General features: G+C 56.6%; 20 protein-coding genes. 2 read left to right on the forward strand and 18 right to left on the reverse strand.

Going from position 1 to position 19403, the window contains the following annotated elements:
- Window positions 1–187: 187 nt before the first annotated feature.
- From rlmC to nfsA, 9 genes are all read right to left on the reverse strand, one after another.
- Window positions 188–1318 (reverse strand): 23S rRNA (uracil(747)-C(5))-methyltransferase RlmC, encoded by a 1131-nt coding sequence (gene rlmC, locus SK58_RS16445; protein WP_017693730.1) that lies wholly within the window; start codon window positions 1316–1318, stop codon window positions 188–190.
- Between the two features lie 40 nt (window positions 1319–1358).
- On the reverse strand, window positions 1359–1856 hold the full coding sequence (locus SK58_RS16450; RefSeq protein WP_085929694.1) for a YbjO family protein: 498 nt from the start codon (window positions 1854–1856) through the stop codon (window positions 1359–1361).
- A 42-nt stretch (window positions 1857–1898) separates the two neighbouring features.
- Entirely contained in the window at window positions 1899–2744 is an 846-nt protein-coding gene (gene potI / locus SK58_RS16455; protein ID WP_003858378.1) for a putrescine ABC transporter permease PotI, read from the reverse strand.
- Window positions 2741–3694 carry a putrescine ABC transporter permease PotH gene (potH, locus tag SK58_RS16460; RefSeq protein WP_048220210.1) on the reverse strand — a complete coding sequence of 318 codons (954 nt, stop codon included), beginning with the start codon at window positions 3692–3694 and terminating at the stop codon, window positions 2741–2743. Before potH ends, potI begins: the two co-directional genes overlap by 4 nt.
- Before the next feature lie 9 nt (window positions 3695–3703).
- Window positions 3704–4837: a putrescine ABC transporter ATP-binding subunit PotG gene (gene potG, locus SK58_RS16465; RefSeq protein WP_047735313.1), complete on the reverse strand. Its 1134-nt coding sequence runs from the start codon at window positions 4835–4837 to the stop codon at window positions 3704–3706.
- Window positions 4838–4980: 143 nt separating this feature from the next.
- Window positions 4981–6093: a spermidine/putrescine ABC transporter substrate-binding protein PotF gene (gene potF, locus SK58_RS16470; protein ID WP_015571013.1), complete on the reverse strand. Its 1113-nt coding sequence runs from the start codon at window positions 6091–6093 to the stop codon at window positions 4981–4983.
- Between the two features lie 350 nt (window positions 6094–6443).
- Window positions 6444–6920: a YbjN domain-containing protein gene (locus SK58_RS16475; RefSeq protein WP_047735312.1), complete on the reverse strand. Its 477-nt coding sequence runs from the start codon at window positions 6918–6920 to the stop codon at window positions 6444–6446.
- Between the two features lie 63 nt (window positions 6921–6983).
- Window positions 6984–7886 carry a 30S ribosomal protein S6--L-glutamate ligase gene (gene rimK, locus SK58_RS16480; RefSeq protein WP_017693733.1) on the reverse strand — a complete coding sequence of 301 codons (903 nt, stop codon included), beginning with the start codon at window positions 7884–7886 and terminating at the stop codon, window positions 6984–6986.
- Between the two features lie 64 nt (window positions 7887–7950).
- On the reverse strand, window positions 7951–8673 hold the full coding sequence (gene nfsA / locus SK58_RS16485; protein ID WP_015571015.1) for a nitroreductase NfsA: 723 nt from the start codon (window positions 8671–8673) through the stop codon (window positions 7951–7953).
- 185 nt (window positions 8674–8858) lie between these two features.
- Here nfsA and SK58_RS16490 point away from each other — a divergent pair, with 185 nt between their 5' ends.
- Entirely contained in the window at window positions 8859–9128 is a 270-nt protein-coding gene (locus SK58_RS16490; RefSeq protein WP_006809455.1) for a GrxA family glutaredoxin, read from the forward strand.
- 30 nt (window positions 9129–9158) lie between these two features.
- Here the strand turns inward: SK58_RS16490 and SK58_RS16495 are convergent, their stop codons facing one another.
- Complete coding sequence (locus SK58_RS16495; RefSeq protein WP_017384878.1) at window positions 9159–9533, reverse strand: inner membrane protein YbjM; 375 nt, start codon at window positions 9531–9533, stop codon at window positions 9159–9161.
- Window positions 9534–9807: 274 nt separating this feature from the next.
- Between SK58_RS16495 and SK58_RS16500 the strand changes: the two genes are divergently transcribed.
- Window positions 9808–11493 (forward strand): aspartate:alanine antiporter, encoded by a 1686-nt coding sequence (locus SK58_RS16500; protein WP_026080732.1) that lies wholly within the window; start codon window positions 9808–9810, stop codon window positions 11491–11493.
- Between the two features lie 288 nt (window positions 11494–11781).
- Here the strand turns inward: SK58_RS16500 and SK58_RS16505 are convergent, their stop codons facing one another.
- From SK58_RS16505 to SK58_RS16540, 8 genes are all read right to left on the reverse strand, one after another.
- Window positions 11782–11997 carry an ogr/Delta-like zinc finger family protein gene (locus tag SK58_RS16505; protein ID WP_012016760.1) on the reverse strand — a complete coding sequence of 72 codons (216 nt, stop codon included), beginning with the start codon at window positions 11995–11997 and terminating at the stop codon, window positions 11782–11784.
- Between the two features lie 67 nt (window positions 11998–12064).
- The gene (locus SK58_RS16510; protein WP_048220211.1) at window positions 12065–13165 is read right to left on the reverse strand and encodes a phage late control D family protein; all 1101 of its coding nucleotides are present in this window, start codon (window positions 13163–13165) and stop codon (window positions 12065–12067) included.
- Window positions 13162–13647 carry a phage tail protein gene (locus tag SK58_RS16515; protein ID WP_023206366.1) on the reverse strand — a complete coding sequence of 162 codons (486 nt, stop codon included), beginning with the start codon at window positions 13645–13647 and terminating at the stop codon, window positions 13162–13164. The genes SK58_RS16510 and SK58_RS16515 overlap by 4 nt, the downstream gene beginning before the upstream one ends.
- Window positions 13647–17090, reverse strand: coding sequence for a phage tail tape measure protein (locus tag SK58_RS16520; RefSeq protein ID WP_048220212.1), 3444 nt, complete (start codon window positions 17088–17090; stop codon window positions 13647–13649). Before SK58_RS16520 ends, SK58_RS16515 begins: the two co-directional genes overlap by 1 nt.
- On the reverse strand, window positions 17083–17202 hold the full coding sequence (locus SK58_RS16525) for a GpE family phage tail protein (RefSeq protein ID WP_007848878.1): 120 nt from the start codon (window positions 17200–17202) through the stop codon (window positions 17083–17085). The genes SK58_RS16520 and SK58_RS16525 overlap by 8 nt, the downstream gene beginning before the upstream one ends.
- A gap of 14 nt (window positions 17203–17216) precedes the next feature.
- The gene (locus SK58_RS16530; protein WP_048220213.1) at window positions 17217–17519 is read right to left on the reverse strand and encodes a phage tail assembly protein; all 303 of its coding nucleotides are present in this window, start codon (window positions 17517–17519) and stop codon (window positions 17217–17219) included.
- A 54-nt stretch (window positions 17520–17573) separates the two neighbouring features.
- Window positions 17574–18089 (reverse strand): phage major tail tube protein, encoded by a 516-nt coding sequence (locus SK58_RS16535; protein ID WP_048220214.1) that lies wholly within the window; start codon window positions 18087–18089, stop codon window positions 17574–17576.
- A 9-nt stretch (window positions 18090–18098) separates the two neighbouring features.
- Window positions 18099–19271 (reverse strand): phage tail sheath protein, encoded by a 1173-nt coding sequence (locus tag SK58_RS16540; RefSeq protein ID WP_048220215.1) that lies wholly within the window; start codon window positions 19269–19271, stop codon window positions 18099–18101.
- Window positions 19272–19403: the final 132 nt, after the last annotated feature.

Here is a 19403-nt window from a genome sequence, read left to right on the forward strand (position 1 = left end):
CTTTGGTTAACAACGTGAGCTGACAGGCTATTTTGCCGACCAGTTGAAAGCGCCACGCTGGCTTAAAACAGAGACGGGAGTCGCATTACTGGGTTGAGCAAACAAAGCCGGGTGGCGGCTACGCCTTACCCGGCCTACTCCGGATCGTAGGCCCGGTAAGCGCAGCGCCACCGGGCGATGTTGAGGATTAGCGCGTTTTCACCAACAACGTCAGCACTTCATAATGGGCGGTATGCGGGAACATATCGAAAAGCTGCACGCGTTCAATGCGGTAGCCCGGTAGATGAGCGATATCCTTCGCCATGGTCTGCGCGTTACAGCTGGAGTAGACAATGTACTCCGGCGCCATCTGGCTCAGGTAGTCGCAGAGCGCCTGGCCGATACCCCGGCGCGGCGGGTTCACCAGCACCAGCTCCGGCACGTTGCCCTGTCCGGTGGCGAACCGGGTCGAGTCCAGCGCCTGGAAGTGCAGATTCGTCAGCCCCAGCTCTGCGGCGGACTGCTTCGCGCAGGCAATCGCTTCGGCGGAGATCTCAATTCCGGTGAGCTGCATGTCTGGCGTGGCACAGTGCAGGCCAAAGCCGCCGACGCCGCAGAACAGATCCCACATGTGATGAACCTGTAACGCACGCACCCAGTCGCGCGCGGTGGCATACAGCGCGCTGGCGACGGTGGGGTTAGTCTGAAAGAAGCTTTGCGGACGGATCCACAGCGGCACGCCGTTAAAGCTCTCCGCCAGCGCATGCTGTTCGGTGAAGAAAATCTCTTTCTCCCCTTCCATGATCGCCATATGCACCGGCTGAATATTCGCGGTGATAACCTTGAGCTGCGGAAGCTGTTCCTGCAACCCCGGAAGCGCCGCGCGCAGCTGCTCCAGCTTGTTTTCCGAACGCAGCACAAAGCGCAGCATCATCCCGCCGTCGATCTGGCTTTCGGTCAGCAAAAGGTATTTCAGCTCGCCGCGCCTGCGGGCAACGTTATAGGGCGTTAACCCCGCCCGGGCGATAAACGGCTTCAGCGCGCTAAACACCGGCTCAAACGAGGCGGGATATAGCGGGCAGTCGGTTAAATCTTCCGGGGTGCCGTCGCGGTGCAGCATCCCCAGCAGCGGCTTTTCAACGCTGCCGCTGACCACCATTTTGGCTTTATTGCGAAAGCCCTGTTCCGGGCCACTGACGGGTGCGCACCACTCGCCCACCGCATGTGCTGTCAGCAGCTGTTGCAGGTCGGCCATTTTGGCGGTGAGTTGTTGAGATACCGGTTGTTCTATCCACTGACAGGAGCGGCAGCGTCCGGCGTCATAGAGTGCGCACTGCATATGAAAACCTTAAGAAACACGAGGGCTGCGATTATACACATTATTGCAGGCGGAAGAACCGCCGACTGGAAGCCGGGAGATAAAGCAGGCAGAGCACCAGCATATCCGGCAGTTTTTGCATCACCAGTGAATGGAAAATCTCGCGTCGCGACTCACCGGGTATGCTGAACAGCTCCGGATAGCCATAGCCCAGCGAGGCGGCCCACAGGTAGCCTGCGGCGGTGATCTGCGTAAGCAGATACACCCAGCGCGCCCAGTTACGTCCTTTCACCAGCGAGAACGCACAGTAGATCTCAATAAACACCAGCATCAGGCTGCTGAGAAACACCAGCGTCAGATTCCACGTCTGCGCGCTGCGGTGAATAAATTCCCCCATTCCGCGCGGACCCAGCGTGTTCATTATCATCAGCACATCCAGGCAGCGGATCATAATAATGGCGAGCGCCGCCACCTGCACCAGTGCAGGGACGTTCGGACGAGCGTGCGAATGACGTGTTTTTTGTAAGAATCCCAATGTTTTTACTTCCCTGAAAAACAGTGCCGCGTCATACGCGGCACATCACTGGAAATAGTAATTCCTTCAGCCGCGTCTTGCACGCTGGATATCGCGCACACGCTGTTTTTCCGCGCGCGCCATCAAATACCAGGCGATAAATCCGACAATTCCGACCACGCCAAGGATGATGGACGCCAGGGCGTTGATCTCCGGATTCACCCCCATCCGCACGCTGGAGAAGACCAGCATCGGCAGCGTCGTCGCGCCCGGCCCCGACACAAAGCTGGCGATAACCAGATCGTCGAGCGAGAGCGTGAACGCCAGCAGCCAGCCGGAGATCACTGCTGGCATAATCATCGGCAGCGTGATGATGAAAAAGACCTTCAGCGGCGTTGCGCCGAGATCCATCGCCGCCTCTTCAATGGAGCGATCCAGCTCGCGCAGCCGCGAGGAGATCACCACCGCCACATACGCCGTACAGAAGGTGACATGTGCCAGCCAGATGGTGAGCATCCCGCGATCCGCTGGCCAGCCGATGGCGTGCGCCAGCGCGACAAACAGCAGCAGCAGCGACAGGCCGGTGATGACGTCCGGCATAACCAGCGGGGCGGTGATCATAAACGCGAAACCATTCGCCCCGCGGAAACGGCCAAAGCGCACCATCACCAGCGCGGCGATAGTGCCCAGCACGCAGGCCATCGTCGCCGCCAGCGCCGCAATGGTCAGGCTCAGCCCCACCGCGCTCATCATCGCATCATCGTGGAACAGCTCGCTGTACCAGCGCGTCGACCAGCCCGCCCAGACGGTGACCAGCTTAGAGCTGTTGAACGAGTAGATCACCAGCATCAGCATTGGCGCATACAGGAAGGTAAAGCCGATAATCAGGATCGCAATTCGCCACGGGGAGCGTACTACCGGTAAGTTGTTCATCCGTGGTCTCCCATCTGTTTCTGCTGATGTTTGTGGAACCACATGATCGGCACGATCAGCAGCAGTAACATGACGATCGCCACCGCCGAGGCCACCGGCCAGTCGCGGTTATTGAAGAACTCCTGCCACAGCACGCGGCCAATCATGATGCTGTCCGGGCCGCCGAGCAGTTCCGGGATCACAAACTCCCCGACCGCCGGGATAAACACCAGCATCGATCCGGCGATGATCCCGCCTTTGGTGAGCGGCACAATGACGCTGAAAAAAGTCTTCAACGGGCGTGCGCCGAGATCCAGCGAGGCTTCCACCAGCGAGTAATCGATTCGCGTCAGCGCCGTATAGATCGGCAGCACCATAAACGGCAGATAGGCATAGACAATCCCGATATACACCGCAAGGTTGGTGTGCAGGATCGTCAGCGGCTGGTCGATGACCCCAAGCCACAGCAGGAAATTATTCAATATGCCGTTATTCTTCAGGACCCCCATCCACGCGTACACGCGGATCAGGAACGACGTCCACGACGGTAAAATGACCAACAGCAGTAAAATATTTCGCGTCGACGGCTTGCTGTGCGCCACTGCCCACGCCAGCGGGTAGCCCATCAACAAGCAGCAAATCGTAGAAATAGCCGCAACCTGTAACGACTGCAAATAGGCTTCGAAATAGAGCGGATCGTCGGTCAGTTGCAGGAAATTGCCGAGGTTTAAGGTCAGCGTCAGCTGCCCGTCGGCCCACTCCCACAGATCGGTATACGGTGGGATCGCCCGCGCCATCTCCGCCAGGCTGATCTTAAAGACGATCAGGAACGGCAGCAGAAACAGCAGGATCAGCCAGATATAGGGCATGGCGATGACCAGCTTGCGGCCATGCGCCATCTGCATGCGCGCCAGCCAGAGCGCGAAACCGCCCGGTTTTTTGACGCGGGCTGGTGGTTCAAATGTGCTCATGACCGCTCCTTATACCGTCAGGACTACGCAACTGTCCGCATCCCAGCAGAGGCTCACTTCGTCGCCCCAGGTTGGCTGTCCCTTGCGATAACGATGTTCGTTCTGTAACTGGGCGCTGAGCATCTGGCCGCTTTTCAGGCGCACATGGTAAATCGACAGATCGCCGAGATAGGCAATGTGTACCACTTCGCCCACGGCAAAGTTATAGCCATCGGTGGGCGGCTCATCGCAAAGCATGATTTTTTCCGGGCGCAGGGCAACGTAAACCGGCACGTTGTCCACCACGGAGTTATCAGAATCAACCTTCAGCGGGTGCACCAGCCCCGGCGATTCAATCACCAGACCGTCGTCCTGGCGTTCCTTCAGTAGCCCTTCGAAGACGTTCACCGAGCCGATGAACTCCGCGCTGTAGCGGGTTGTCGGGTGTTCGTAGATCTCTTCCGGCTCGCCGATCTGCACGAACTTACCGCGATTCATGATCGCAATGCGCCCGGCCATGGTCATCGCCTCTTCCTGGTCATGAGTCACCATCACGCAGGTCACCCCCACGCGCTCGAGGATATCCACCACTTCCAGCTGCATCCGGTCGCGCAGCTTTTTATCCAGCGCGCCCATCGGCTCGTCGAGCAGTAATAATTTTGGACGCTTCGCCAGACTTCTTGCCAGCGCCACGCGCTGACGCTGGCCGCCGGAAAGCTGATGCGGCTTACGCTTCGCAAACTCCTGCATATGCACCAGGCTCAGCATCTCTGCCACGCGCGCGGTGATTTCGGCTTTCGGCAGTTTGTCCTGCTTCAGGCCGAAGGCGATGTTCTGCTCAACGGTCATGTGCGGGAACAGGGCATAGGACTGGAACATCATGTTTATGGGCCGCTGGTACGGCGGCACGCTGGAGAGGTCTACCCCATCCAGCACGATCTGCCCGGCGGTAGGCTGTTCAAAGCCTGCCAGCATACGCAGCAGTGTTGATTTGCCGCAGCCCGATGCGCCGAGCAAAGCAAAAATTTCACCTTTGTAGATCGTCAGGCTGACATCGTCCACGGCATGCTGGCCGTCGAAGGATTTGGTGAGGTTACGAATTTCAAGAAGCGGGGTCAGCGCTTTACGGACTTTCGCCTGCGGGCGGGGGATCGCGTCATTCACGGGGTGCTCTCCGGCATAGATCAACACTGGTGCAAACGCACCGTCAGGGTGCGCATCGCCGGGCGGCGCTAACGCTTGCCCGGCCTACGGGATCTGTCGGCCCGGTAAGCGACAGCGCCACCGGGCAACGATATCAAACGCCGTTACTTACCGCTTTTCACCTTGGTCCACGCGCGGGTACGCACACGGTCAATTTTCGGTTCCTGCACTTTCAGGGTGAAGAGCTTGGCAAACACATCGGCTGGCGGATAGATCGCCGGATTATTGCGGATTTCTTCGCTCACCAGCGGCACGGAGGCCTTGTTACCGTTGGCGTAGTAGACATGGTCGCTGATGTGGGCAATCACCTCCGGACGCATCAGGTAGTTGAGGAATTGATACGCTTCCTCTTTATTTTTCGCATCAGCCGGCATCGCGAAGACGTCGAAGAACGCCAGCGCCCCCTCCTTCGGAATGAAGTAGGAAACATTCACGCCGTTTTTGGCCTCTTTCGCGCGGTTCGCCGCCTGCCAGACATCGCCCGCCCAGCCGATGGCCACGCAGATATCCCCGTTAGCCAGGTCGTTGATGTACTGAGAGGAGTGGAAGTAGCGAATATTCGGACGCAGCTTCAGGAGCAGGTCGGTCGCCGGACCGGTGTAGTCGTCGGCCTTGCTGCTGTTTGGATCTTTGCCGAGATAGTTAAGCACGGTGGCGAAAATCTCTTCCGGCGCATCGAGGAAAGAGACGCCGCAGCTTTTCAGCTTCTCGAGGTTTTCCGGCTTCAGCACCACGTCCCAGCTGTCCAGCTTGACGTCCGGGCCCAGCGCCGCTTTGACTTTATCCACGTTATAGCCAATACCGGTTGTCGCCCACAGGTAAGGCATCGCGTATTTATTCTCCGGATCGTGCTTCGCCACCAGCTTCAGCACGTCCGGATCGAGGTTCTTCCAGTTCGGTAATTTGCTCTTGTCCAGCGGCTGGAAGACACCGGCGGTCAGCTGACGCTCCAGGAAGCTTGCCGACGGCACCACCAGATCGAAACCGGTGCTGCCCGCCATCAGTTTGCCTTCCAGCACTTCGTTGGAATCGAATACGTCGTAGACAACCTTAATGCCGGTCTCTTTTTCAAAATTCGCGACGGTGTCCGGCGCAATATAGTCAGACCAGTTATAGACGTGCAGCGTTTTTTGTTCCGCAGCGAGCGTGCCGGCAGAGACGGCCATCAGTGCACCCGCAACCAGACCCGATAACCATTTTTTATTCAAGGCGATCATATTGTTATTCCTTCTGAAAGTTCGTTAACAAACGAACCAAAACTGTGCAGCCTGAAGATATGCAATAATCATGCATAGTTTGTCGCTCTGCCCGAAATAAAATACCCCCCTCTTCCCGGCAGGTTCCGCTCGCTTTTTTAAGCACCGCAAGAATAACTGTAGCCCGTGTCTCCGGCTATAGCCCAGACGAAAAAACGCCTTTTATCAATTTTTTATGCAGATTATGTCTACGTGATAAGCCGAAACGGCCGGAGAGGAGGTGAAAAACTCTTTAAAGAAAGGTTAAAAGCAGCAGAAAAAACGGTGTTATGCAGCCGCTCTGGCAGCGACTGCGCAAAAGTCAGACAGGCTTAGTGGAGAAAATTGGGAGATGCAACATTATTCTCGGCATCATCTTCCGCGCTATACAGCAGGTGATGTGCGTTGGCTTCCATCATTACCATGGAAATTTGCTCTTCGCTCAGGCGCATAAACCAGGCGAACTGCTTGAAGGAGAGCCCCGCGCCGGAGAATAAAGACTGGCAAACCACCAGCTTTGGCAGATTATCATCCTGTATGTCGAGAAACGCTTTCACCGTCAAAGAACTGGCGTTGATCGCTGACAGATCAGACGCCAGCGCCAGCAGCGCAGAAGGCTTTACTTCAGCCAGCGCCGAGAACAGGATCACGTCGTTAATCAGATCGATTTTGGCATCGAAAATGCCATCGAAATTTTGCATGTGAGGCAGATGCAGCGCCTGGCAGGAGTCGCATTCGAAGAAAGTAATACCGGCATCATCGAGCCATTGACGTAACGTATCCAGTGTAGGTACGACCTGTAAATCCATCGCTGTGCAGCCTCTTAAATAAAAACGTTGTCCAGATTACGCAAAAAGTGCGCGCCGATCCATTTAACCGCCCGTTTTCAGGCAAAATCCCGGCGTCGCATGGCGTTCAATCCATGCGATCATTTTACCTGCAATATCGACGCCTGTGGTTTTTTCCACCCCTTCCAGCCCCGGCGAGGCGTTGACTTCCATCACCAGCGGCCCGCGCCCGGCACGCAGCAGATCGACCCCCGCCACGTCCAGGCCCAGCGTCTGCGCCGCTTTCACCGCAATCTCGCGCTCGCGCTCGCTGATAAGGGCCACCCGCGCGATACCGCCGCGGTGCAGGTTAGAGCGGAAGTCGCCCTCTTTCGCCTGCCGCTCAATGGCGGCCACCACTTCATCGCCCACTACAAAGCAGCGGATGTCGCACCCGTTGGCCTCTTTAATATACTCCTGCACCAGAATATGGGCATTCAGACCGCGAAACGCGTCAATCACGCTTTCCGCCGCCTGACGCGTCTCCGCCAGTACCACCCCAATACCCTGCGTGCCTTCCACCAGCTTAATGACCAGCGGCGCACCGCCCACCATGTCGATTAAATCGCTGGTATCGTCCGGGGAGTGGGCAATCCCGGTGACGGGCAGATCGATCCCCTGGCGCGCCAGCAGTTGCAGCGAGCGCAGCTTATCGCGGGCGCGGGAGATCGCCACGGACTCGTTGAGCGGATAGCTTCCCAGCATTTCAAACTGGCGCAGCGCAGCCGTACCGTAATAGGTAATCTGGGAGCCAATGCGGGGGATCACCGCATCAAAATGCGGGAGTTTGCGGCCTTTGTAATGAATCGACGATGCCGCAGGGTCGATGTTCATATAGCAGGACATCGGATCGAGGATTTCAATCTGATGTCCGCGTTTCGCCGCCGCTTCTCGCAGGCGTTTACATGAATAGAGCGTTCCATCCCGGGACAATATGGCAATTTTCACCCTGCACCTCTCTAAAGACATGGTAAAAGCCTGCCTATCATACACGAGGCGCAGGAGGAATGGACTACCGCGTTGCCCAGCCCTGTTTGTGCAGGTAATCAAGAATGAACGGGCGGTTCTCCTTGATGATGGTGCGACGAATATGGTCGCTCCAGGTGTCGCGGCGGTTGTTGCTGTCGCGCGTCAGATAGTAGTTCGCCAGCTCTTCATCGTATTGATGCAGAACGTCCTGGTCGACCGGCTGGTAGTGGTTTTCATGCACCAGCATCGCAGCAGGAATGCGCGGCTTCAGATCCGGGTTATCCGCCGGCCAGCCGAGGCACAGACCAAACAGCGGCAGCACGTGTTTCGGCAGCTTCAGCAGTTCCGTCACGCTTTCGATGTTGTTACGCAGCCCGCCAATATAGACGCCGCCAAGCCCCAGCGATTCCGCCGCCGTGAACGCGTTTTGCGCCATCAGCGCCGTATCCACCACGCCCAGCAGCAGCTGTTCCGCCAGCCCCAGCTCGGCCTCGGGGCAGATTTGCAGGTGACGGTTAAAATCGGCGCAGAACACCCAGAACTCAGCCGCCTGGGCAACGTGCTTTTGTCCGCCCGTCAGCGTTACCAGCTGCTCACGCATCGCCGGATCGGTGATGCGGATAATGGAGCTGCACTGCAAAAAGCTGGAGCTGGAGGTGCCTCTTGCGCTGTCGATGATCGCTTCCCGCTGCGCCTGGGTAATCGGCTCATCGGTGAAATGGCGAATGGAACGGTGGGAACGAAGCAGGTCAATGGTTGGCGTCATTTTGTCTCTCTTTGTGTTGCGTAAAACGTATGGCAGCCAGTATAGGCAATGATCCACCTGATGTAATTGGCGAAACATAGCCTGACTGTATCAAAGTGACAGGTGAAACCTTCTTTCCATGACGGCAGGTTATCGTGCACTATAGGCGCCATTCGCCGTCAGGCTTGTTTTTTGAGGAGAGAGAAATGTTTGCAGTAATTTTTGGTCGTCCAGGATGCCCTTACTGTGTACGCGCGAAAGAGCTGGCAGAGAAACTGACTGAAGAACGTGATGATTTCAACTTCCGTTACGTGGATATCCACGCGGAAGGCATCACTAAAGCCGATCTGGAAAAAACCGTGGGTAAACCGGTTGAAACCGTGCCGCAGATCTTCCTCGATCAGAAACACATCGGCGGCTGCACCGATTTTGAGGCCTACGCCAAAGAACACCTGGGCCTGTTTGCGGCTCAGTAATGCGAAGACGCCCTCACCCTGAGGGCGTTTTTATTTACGGTGCTTCCGCTGTTGCAGCAGGCTGCGCGTAAATAAGAAACAGAGCGCGCCCAGCGCACACCAGAAAACGCCACTCAGTAGCCACGCCACTTCCTGCCAGACGCTTCTCGACGAGAGAAACAGCACGCGCATCAGAAGCAGGCAGAGCGGGGCCGCAAGCATTGCCCCAATAAGCGGCATCACCACCTCGCCTTTACGCGAGAGAAAACCGGCGACTACCCCCGGCAGGATGAAGAACAACAGGCCCAGCTCGGGATGACCGGACGCTCTGAAGGCGCCTTTCACGTTAAAAGCGAGCGACATGCAAACGACCGTAAACAGCAAAAAACAGCTGATTACGCCAGCCCAGTTTCGTTTAAAGTTCAAACTATCCTCCTGACTTATCTCTATCAAATACAAAAATCGTCCGGTGGACGCCCAGTCAGATAAAGCAATGCGGCAATCCTTGCCAAAGCACGCACAGAAGTCGTGCGATAATAGGTGGCTGTCGGTAGCTATTACGATTAAACTAACCGACTGCTAGTGTTTAGGGTATTTATCAGGAAGCAGGGAGATGCAAAGTGATTCCCTGACTCTGAAAACAGTAGCCCAAATAGTCCTTTCATTCAACAACTTACTGGTAAACAAGAAGTTAGCCTCCGTGAATATAAACGTCGCAGACTTGTTAAATGGGAATTACATCCTGTTATTATTTGTGGTACTGGCGCTGGGCCTTTGTCTGGGTAAATTACGCCTGGGTTCAGTTCAACTTGGTAATTCCATTGGCGTTTTAGTCGTCTCCCTGTTATTAGGTCAACAACATTTCAGTATTAACACGGACGCGCTTAACTTAGGTTTCATGCTGTTTATTTTTTGCGTAGGCGTGGAAGCCGGTCCGAACTTTTTTTCCATTTTCTTCCGAGACGGCAAAAATTACCTGATGCTGGCGCTGGTGATGGTCGGCAGCGCCCTGCTGATTGCGTTAGGGCTGGGCAAACTGTTTGGCTGGGACATCGGCTTAACGGCCGGTATGCTGGCAGGCTCGATGACCTCCACGCCGGTGCTTGTTGGCGCGGGGGATACGCTTCGTCATTCTGGCATGGCAGGCACGCAGCTTTCCTCCGCGCTAGACAACCTGAGTCTGGGCTATGCCCTGACCTATCTGATTGGTCTGGTGAGCCTGATTGTTGGCGCGCGCTATCTGCCAAAACTTCAGCATCAGGATCTTCAGACCAGCGCCCAGACCATCGCCCGCGAGCGCGGCCTGGACACGGACTCCAAACGTAAAGTTTACCTGCCGGTGATCCGCGCCTACCGCGTTGGGCCGGAGCTGGTTGCCTGGACCGACGGGAAAAACCTGCGCGAGCTGGGGATCTACCGTCAGACCGGCTGCTACATCGAACGTATCCGTCGTAACGGCATTCTGGCAAACCCGGACGGTGACGCGGTGCTCCAGATGGGCGATGACATCGCCCTTGTTGGCTACCCGGACGCCCACGCGCGTCTCGATCCGAGCTTCCGCAACGGGAAAGAGGTGTTTGACCGCGACCTGCTGGACATGCGTATCGTCACCGAAGAGATTGTGGTGAAAAACCACAACGCCGTGGGCCGCCGTCTGGCACAGCTGAAGCTGACCGACCACGGTTGTTTCCTCAACCGCGTGATCCGCAGCCAGATTGAAATGCCTATCGACGATAACGTGGTGCTCAATAAAGGCGATGTGTTGCAGGTCAGCGGCGATGCCCGACGGGTTAAAACCGTTGCCGACCGTATCGGCTTTATCTCGATCCACAGCCAGGTGACGGACCTGTTAGCCTTCTGCGCCTTCTTCATTGTCGGCCTGATGATCGGGATGATCACCTTCCAGTTCAGCAACTTTAGCTTCGGCATTGGTAACGCAGCCGGTCTGCTGTTCGCCGGGATCATGCTGGGCTTCCTGCGAGCGAACCATCCCACCTTCGGCTATATCCCTCAGGGGGCGCTGAACATGGTGAAAGAGTTCGGTCTGATGGTCTTTATGGCGGGTGTCGGATTAAGCGCCGGGAGCGGCATTGGCAACGGCCTGGGCGCGGTCGGCTGGCAAATGTTGGTTTCCGGACTTATCGTCAGCCTGGTACCGGTGGTGATCTGTTTCCTGTTCGGCGCCTACGTGCTGCGCATGAACCGCGCCCTGCTCTTCGGCGCGATGATGGGCGCGCGCACCTGCGCACCGGCGATGGAGATCATCAGCGACACCGCGCGCAGCAATATCCCGGCGCTGGGCTATGCAGGCACGTACGCAATCGCCAACGTGCTGCTGACGCTGGCGGGTACGCTGATCATCATTATCTGGCCAGGACTCGGATAAATCTCAAGTTTGCGTGTGGCTGAAAAAATTTTCGTTACGCGCAGAACTTTTTACGCAGGGTGCAGTCATAACTAGTGCCACTGCTTTTCTTTGATGTCCCCAATTTGTGGAGCCCATCAACCCCGCCGTTTTGGTTCAAGGTTGATGGGTTTTTTGTTGCCTGAAATTTTCCACCCATTAAATCAATTACTTATAACCACCCTTTCCCATGCATGGCGACAAAGTGGCGACAGCGCTTTTGCTATGGCGATAGCAATCAATAAAAAACCCGCCAGCAGCGGGTCAATATCAGTAAGCTAATTGTTCCTGCATTCCTTTCGGATGTGGCGGTGCAGCGCTGATTTTTTGCGGACGGCACACGGACCGCACAAAAGTTTCATGCGTCACGAACGTATGACCGCACTCAATATTGGTGCACTGGTTGTATCGTTCTTTGGTTTCGCTGGAAACCTGAAAGCTACTGCGTGTATGCGCGGCCTGGCCGCACATCGGACAATTCATCATTTCGTTCAGCCCTCACTCTTAACCAGTTCGCAATAATGATACATCATTGTTCTCAATTTGGAACTAATCATTCAATTTCGAACCCATCTATTTTCACTTCGAGATCCAGACTGGTCGTAAACCCGTTATCCGGGCTGACGGTGTGAGTCAGCGTCGTGATGGTCCACTCCGCATTATCAATGGGCTGCTTAAAGCCGCTAACCTTCACTGGCATTTCGGTGTAGAGATCGGCCCGCCCTTCAGCGAGCTGCAGGGAGAATGTTGCAACCCCGCGCTGCAGGCGCTCCCACTGCATCTTTGCAGCTCGCTCTGCGTTGCTGCGGTTTGCATAAGTTCTGTTGAGTACCAGCACGTTTTCATCCGTTCCAACCAGGTAATCGCCCTGTTTTGCTTCCGGCTCCTTTGCCGCGGTGGTTTTCTTTCGACGGCGCTTAACCTTTGCTGTCTCTTTTTTCTTTGGCTCACGGGTATGGAGCCAGCTGGCAATCACCCCCGTATAGGCATCGCGGTCGGCCAGGGTAAAACGATGACCGTCACCGGCCTGGCGGGTTATGGTAATAACCGGCAGCGGCTTGCCGCTTGCCGTTCTGCCCTGCCCCTGGCGGATAAACAACAGATTGCCGTCCTTAACTGAGGCTATCGCTCCATACTGCCGCGCCAGCTTCATCAGGAAACTCGCATCGCTCTCGTTGGTCTGGTCAAGATGATCCACAGGTTTGTCCATCAGGTCCTGGCCCAGCGCCATCTTTAATTTATGCCTGGCGGCGATTTCCTTCACGACCTCACCCACCGTTGTCTGGTGCCAGGACTTTTCACGTCGCGTGTTAAGGGTTTCACGGAAATCTGCGCTACGCGCGCGAATTGTGAGACGGTCAGGCGCGCCGCTGTGCTCAATCTCATCGACAGTAAAGGCCCCTTTCGGAAAAAGCGGCTGACCTTTCCACCCCAGCGCAAACTGAATAATGGCCCCCCGACGCGGCAGAACGATTTGCCCGTCCGAGTCGTCCAGTTCCAGATCAAGCTGGTCCGCTTCAAAGCCCCGGTTATCCGTCAGCGTCAGACTCATCAGGCGCGCATCCAGCACGGTAGTCACATCTTTACCTTCAATGATGATACTGAAACCGGGAGTTTTGCTGTTCAGGTTCAGGAGATCAGAGCTGAAATTCACTGCAGTAACCCCCCAACCGTATTTTTCATATTGCCTATCGCGGAGGTGGCGGAGTCCTGCAAATTACTGAGCTGATCGCTGAGGCTGCCAAACATATCAGACAGCGATTCATCCACCCTTTTCAGGCTCAGCGAAAATTCGATGCGCCGGGGCATACCGCTCTCAAAAAATTCTGTTTTTGTCTGGCTCAGACTCTCGATCACAAACATGCCGTAAATCGTCCCGCTCCCCTCAATCAAGGGCCAGGCTTTTCCCAGCTCCGCCATCTGCTCCAGCGCCAGCAAAGACAACCTGCCGCCGGTAATCTCCGGCAGCAGGACGCCGGACAGAGTAAGCGTATCGTTATCCGGTCCAAGAAACTGCGTTGACGGGCGCCGGTTAACCCGGCTGTTGGCTGCGTGCCGCCAGCTGCGCTGATACTGCAGCTCCTGATAGGGCACGGTGCGCAGCATGAATACGTACAACCCCAGCACCATCATCATTATTCGTACCCCCCTCGATCACTGAAATTACTGCGTGTTTTTGCCCTGGCCCTGCGCTCACGCTCATCAAACTGCCGGGCCACCTCGCGGGCGATATCCTGTGCGCTTTGCCCTGGCTGGGCGACAATATGAATTGGCGCGCTTATCTCGTACTTAATTACCTGCGGCTGTCTCTCTGCCTTTGCCGACGGCGCCGGTTGCGTCCTGACAGGTACACTGTGCGGATGAAGTGGTGCGGCTTCTGCCGGGGCAGCCGCCAGGCCCATTACGCCAGCGACCACGGAAGCGAACACCTTCTGGCGCATAGCCATCGGTTCAGCCCTGTTATCCGTGATTTCCATAATGGCCGGTGCTGGCATGACGGCTGCAGAGATATCAGCCAGCTCCGCAGCACGATCCCGACCAGGACCATTTACCGGGGCGTTAACAATCTCAGGCGGCAGTATCAACCTGCTTTCAGGCCGATGCTCCGGGCTGGCTGTTACATCACGAACGGGGCTTACCGTTGCCGCCAGTTTCACCAGTTCAGTAGTACGATTGATTACCGGAAGATTTGCCGGACCGTTCACATTAGCAGGCGGCAGAACTATCCCGCGTTCAGGATATTGTTTAGCGCTGGCCGGTTCCGTCCGGGAAGGATTGAGCGTTGCCGCCACCCTTGCCAGATCAGCAGTCCGTTTCCTGCCGGTGACATTGGCGGGCCCGTTAACTATCTCAGGGCCATTCTCACCCACGATGCCGAACTGGCCGCGCGGAATGGTACCGCCGCTGTCGTACATGCCAGCAAAACCCATCGGCGGGAATCCGCCAGGCGGCAGCACCACTTTACCGTCTGTGTTTACCGTGGCTGGTTGCTGCCGCGTGACCTGCTCAGGAAGCTTCGCTTTAGCAGCCTCCTTGCTGACAATGCCAAGTTTTTCAAGCAGCCAGGACACGCCCGATTTAAGCGAATCCAGCGGGTGCATGACCATGTTCAGCCCTGCCGCCAGCGCTTCCCCAAACTGTCGCCCCATTGACGCCGCGCTTTGCAGTTCTGCAGAGGTGGATTTAACCGGCGTCAGCAGATCAGTAAACCAGCCCCACAACGCCTGGACCTTGTCACCTATCCACTGGAAAACAGGCTGCAGTGGCTCAAACGCCGAACTTATAGGCGCAGCTGCAGCTTTGAATTCTTCAACCACTCCGCCTAAAAATGCGCTTATCGGTTGCCAGTATTTCCAGACAACCAGCGCCACGCCAGCCAGGGCTGCCACGACCAGCCCTATCGGACTAAGCAGGGCGCCCAGCAACCCAGAAATTCCGTACAGCGCGACGCGAAGGAGGGCCAGCGGGCCGGACGACAGAAAACGCACCACGCCACCGGCTGCGGATAATCCCCCGCGCAACGCGGTCAGCGGATTCATTACCATGCCGATAATGTTGCGAATACCAGACATTCCGCTGCGAAGAACAGCAAGCGGTGCACCGGCCAGCGCTTTCAGCGCATTGCCAGCCAGCCCGGCAGAACGGCGCAGGGAGTTAAGGGGAGACGCCAGCAATCCGGCGCTGCTGCCGGATGCCGCCAGGCCACGGCGCAACAGGGAAAGCGGCGCATTTGCCAACCAGGACAGCGCGCCGCCGGTGCGGGTCACTGCAGACATAACGGAGGGGAGTGTTTTTACACCCAGCACGGACAGGCCAAAACGGATCACCGCCAGCGGCCCCAGCACGGCAGCCACGGCCACCGCCAGCGTGCCGAGCACAACTGTGATCGCAGCTGTGGCTGCAGCCACTTTCATCAGCGTGCCCGCCAGCTGCGGGTTAGCCTCAACCCATCGACGCAGTGCCCCGGTAACGTTTTTGACGTACCCCATGATATCCATCAGCGGCTGGCGCAGGGTTTCACCCAGGCTACTGAAAGCGTTCTGCGCGCCCGTTTTAACAAGCAACCACTGCGCGGAAAGTGAATCCTTATTGATATCGGATTCTTTCTGCATGGAGCCGTTAGCCTCAGTGCCTGAGGTGAGTTTCAGCTGTCGCTGCAGCTCCGGCAGGTTGTTTGCAAGCTTCGCCGCATCATCGCCAAACTCCTTGCCAAATATCATCGTCATGGCGGACAGGCGCTTGTCCTGCGGCAGTTTGTTGACCTTCTCCAGCACGCGCTGAATAGTCCCCATTGCGTCCTTTGTCATATGCTTTTCAATCTCTTCTGGATTGAGTTTCAGCAGATCCATACCTTCCATGAACCGCTTGCTCTGCATGGTTGCAATCGACAGTTCGCGCACCATCGCATTTGATGCGCTGGCGGCAATTTCAGGCGCGGTGCCCAGAGACAGGAAGGTGGAACCCAGCGCGGCCGCCTTACGGAAATCAAGCCTGTCGGCCACGCCGCCCATGCGCTGCAGCACATTGATGATATCGCCGCCCTTAGACATGGCGTTATCGTCCAGGTAGTTCAGGGCATCGCCAAGCTGTTCAATATTGCGGGTCGGCACTTTATACAGCTGCGCGATTTTCCCCAGCCCTTCCGCCAGCTCATCAGCGGGCAACTCGAATGCCGTTGCGGCCTTTGCTGCAGTGGATGCAAAGGCCAGCAGGTCACGCTTCTGGTCTTCGTAAGAATCGTTCTGGTTTGTCACGCCCATGCGTGCGCCACCTTCAACCAGCGCGGCATAATCGATGGCACCATTCTCCATCGGCAGCTGCTCACTGGCGGCCTTGATGGCATCCTGCATGTCGTAAAACTGTTTTGTGCGGTTGCCGTTGTCGTCCCGCAGCCCGTTAACCTGCTTTGCCACGCCTTTCATCGCATCTTCCATGCTGGCATAGCTTTTAACGGCAGCCATCACCGGCGCCCCCATCGCCAGCCCGGCGGCAGTAGTTGTTGCTCCGGCGCCCGCGATACGATCCCGCACCTCAAGTCGCCGCGAATACTGATCGCGGACGGCGTTCATACGGGCCTGCTGCTCGCCCAGGCGTTTAAGGGATTTCTGCTGTCGGTCCAGCGCCTGCCGGGTTTCGTCGGCGTTCTGCCGCAGCTCCCGCTGCGCACTGCTCAGCTTTTTAGTGTCCAGCCCGGCCTCATTGAGCGCAAGACGCTGACGCTGCACCGACTGACGCAGGCCGTTGTATTTGCTCTGCAGCTCGTTAACGCGGTTTTTTGCCTGCTCAAGCAGACGAGCCTGTGCCGCCGTCGGGCGGTTAGTGGCCGAGAACTGCGTGGCAAGTTTCGCCGCTTCTTCGCGTGCGGCTTTCAGACTGTTGCCGGTGACGGCCAGCTGCGCGCTTGCCTTGCGGAAACCATCAATACGGCCCGCCTGGGCGTCCAGTTCTTTTAATCTTGCGCGGCTTTGCTGAATGGCGGTAGCCAGCTCTTTAGAGCTGGCCTGCGCTGATCGGAATGGGCGGGTGAGCTTATCAACCGCATTAAGAATTACCTGCAAACGCAGGTTAGTGTCACTCATCGCTGGCCCCGCTTCTCTGAATCGCTTTATGCCGCCACTCCAGCACTTCGGTCAGCGGCATAACGTCAGTGACGGACGGCGGCCAGTGAAAAATAGTGGCGATATCAGCCACCAGGTCTTCTACCGTCAGGCTGTCGGCAAACCGGCAAGCACCGATTTCTTCAACAAAAAAGTGACCACCTCAACCGACAGCGCGGTGAGATCTGCGGGGTCCATTTCAGCCATTTCCTGAGCGGTCAGCGCGGGCGTGGAGATGCGGGGAATAATCGTCATCATCGCGCCGACGTCCATATCCATGATCGCCTGCAGACGGGTGCCACGCAGCGCGCCGGACTGCGGCTTGCGCAGCACAATTTCGGCAATTTCGGTTTTACCGCGTTTGATTGGGGTGTCCAGCGGTACGGTTTTTTCAGTCTGTTGTTCGCTCATTGTCATCTCCTGTTAATAAGGTACTGGCGCGGCTGCCCGCGCCTTTAAAGTAGATCAGAGACCCAGGGCGTTGCGGTGTTCTTCCATCAGGTCCACGCCATCAACGATTTCAATCATGTTGATCACATCAACCTCATAGAGCACCTCGCCGTTAATGGTCAGCTTCGCGTAGCTGTTGGTGCTGCTGACTTTTGTGTTGTTGCTCTCGCCGGTTTTCCATTCGCCGGAATCGACTTCTTTATGTCGCCCGCGCACAACCAGCTCAACAGCCTGCACTTCGCCGGTATCATCACGCTGAATGGAGCCGGTGAAACGCAGCTGGATGCCGTCAACGGTGGCTTTACCCATCTGCTTGAATAACAGCAGTTCGGTGCCACCGATTGAAAATTCCGTGTCCAGCGCGCCATCATCAAGCCCCAGATCAACATCAGCCGAACCGGGCATACCGCCGCCGCGATACTTTTCAAACTTGCGGCCGAATTTAGGCAGGGTCAGGGACTCAACAATCCCCTGATAGTTATTCCCGTCGTTAAACAGGTTCAGGTGTTTTAACTTGCGTGGTAAAGCCATTTTGTCCCCTTACGCGCTGACCTGGCTGGAGAAATCCAGCAGATACTGATCGGTGATGCGCTGGCGTAGCATCAGGTTTTCCAGAGGCGGTACCGGCGTATAGTCGTAATCGATAGTGAGCTTCCCAGCTTTCAGGGAATCTTTATCGTTTACGGACTCATCCAGCCAGCAGTCTGCGCCGATGATGTAGCCCTGCGTTTTCAGGTTACGCAGTTTGGCGCGAATACCTTCGATGATGTCGCGAGCCAGCGACGGGTTAAGCACGCCATCCACCGCCCACATGTGCGCTTCTGCGATGGTGTCAGCCAGTACCTGCGCGGTGCGGGTGTAGTTTTCAAAGGCAAACAGAGGATCGTCACTGAGGCAGCGGGAACCCCAGAAGCGGAAACCGTCTTTGCGGATCAGCGTGGTGACATCGTTCTGGTTCAGCAGCCCTGCATCAGTTGCAGGGTCCTGCAAATCCCAGAACACATCAGCAGAAATACCGGTGACGCCGTTCACGCCCACGTTGGACAGGGATTTGTGCCAGCCGGTCTGTTCGTCAATTTTGGCACGCAAGCCAAGCGCACGGGCTGAGGCGTAAGCCGTTGCGTCAGCATTCAGCACGGTGTCAAAACTGATGAAATCAGGCCAGATCAGCATCCCCTCGCGATGGCTAAAATTAGCGCGGTAGGCAATAGCTTCCTCTACCGTTTTGCAGCCGTAGGCTGACAGATAGGCGAACCCGCGCAGACTCTGCGCCACGCTCAGCAGCTCAGTAGCTACCGCCTGCGTGTCATGCCCAGGCACGCCCAGAATGCGCGGCTTAACGCCGAGCTGGGACTGTGCAGATAACAGCGCTTTCATGCCCGTTTTTTTACCGTCAGCTGTCACGCCGCCGATAATGTTGGAGGTTGTTTCCGCTTCGGTTTCACCCTGTGCAACGCGCACAACGACGGTCACGGGTTTAGCCTGGTCGGCAATTGCATCCAGCGAGCGGGCCAGCGTGCCGGACTCGCCTGCTTTACCGCTGGCGGTCAGCACGTCGGTGAGCAGGACCGGTTTATTGAGGGGGAACACGGACGCATCTGCATCATCGCCGGTACAGACCATACCGACAATTGCCGTGCTTACTGTTGAAATGGGGCGGGTGCCATCGTTGACCTCAACGACGCGCACACCATGGTGATAATCCTGAGCCATAAGGCACTCACTCCGCTTTAGGGTTGAATGCATATGCTGCATGTAGAATTCTAAGCATGCATTTGGTATGTATTGTTGTATCGCTAATACAATGGCTTGAGAATCAAATGAAAGCTGAAGATAACGTTGTTG

The sequence above is a fragment of the Enterobacter sp. BIDMC93 genome (genome assembly GCF_001037805.1).
In the GTDB taxonomy this organism is placed as follows: domain Bacteria; phylum Pseudomonadota; class Gammaproteobacteria; order Enterobacterales; family Enterobacteriaceae; genus Enterobacter; species Enterobacter hormaechei_C.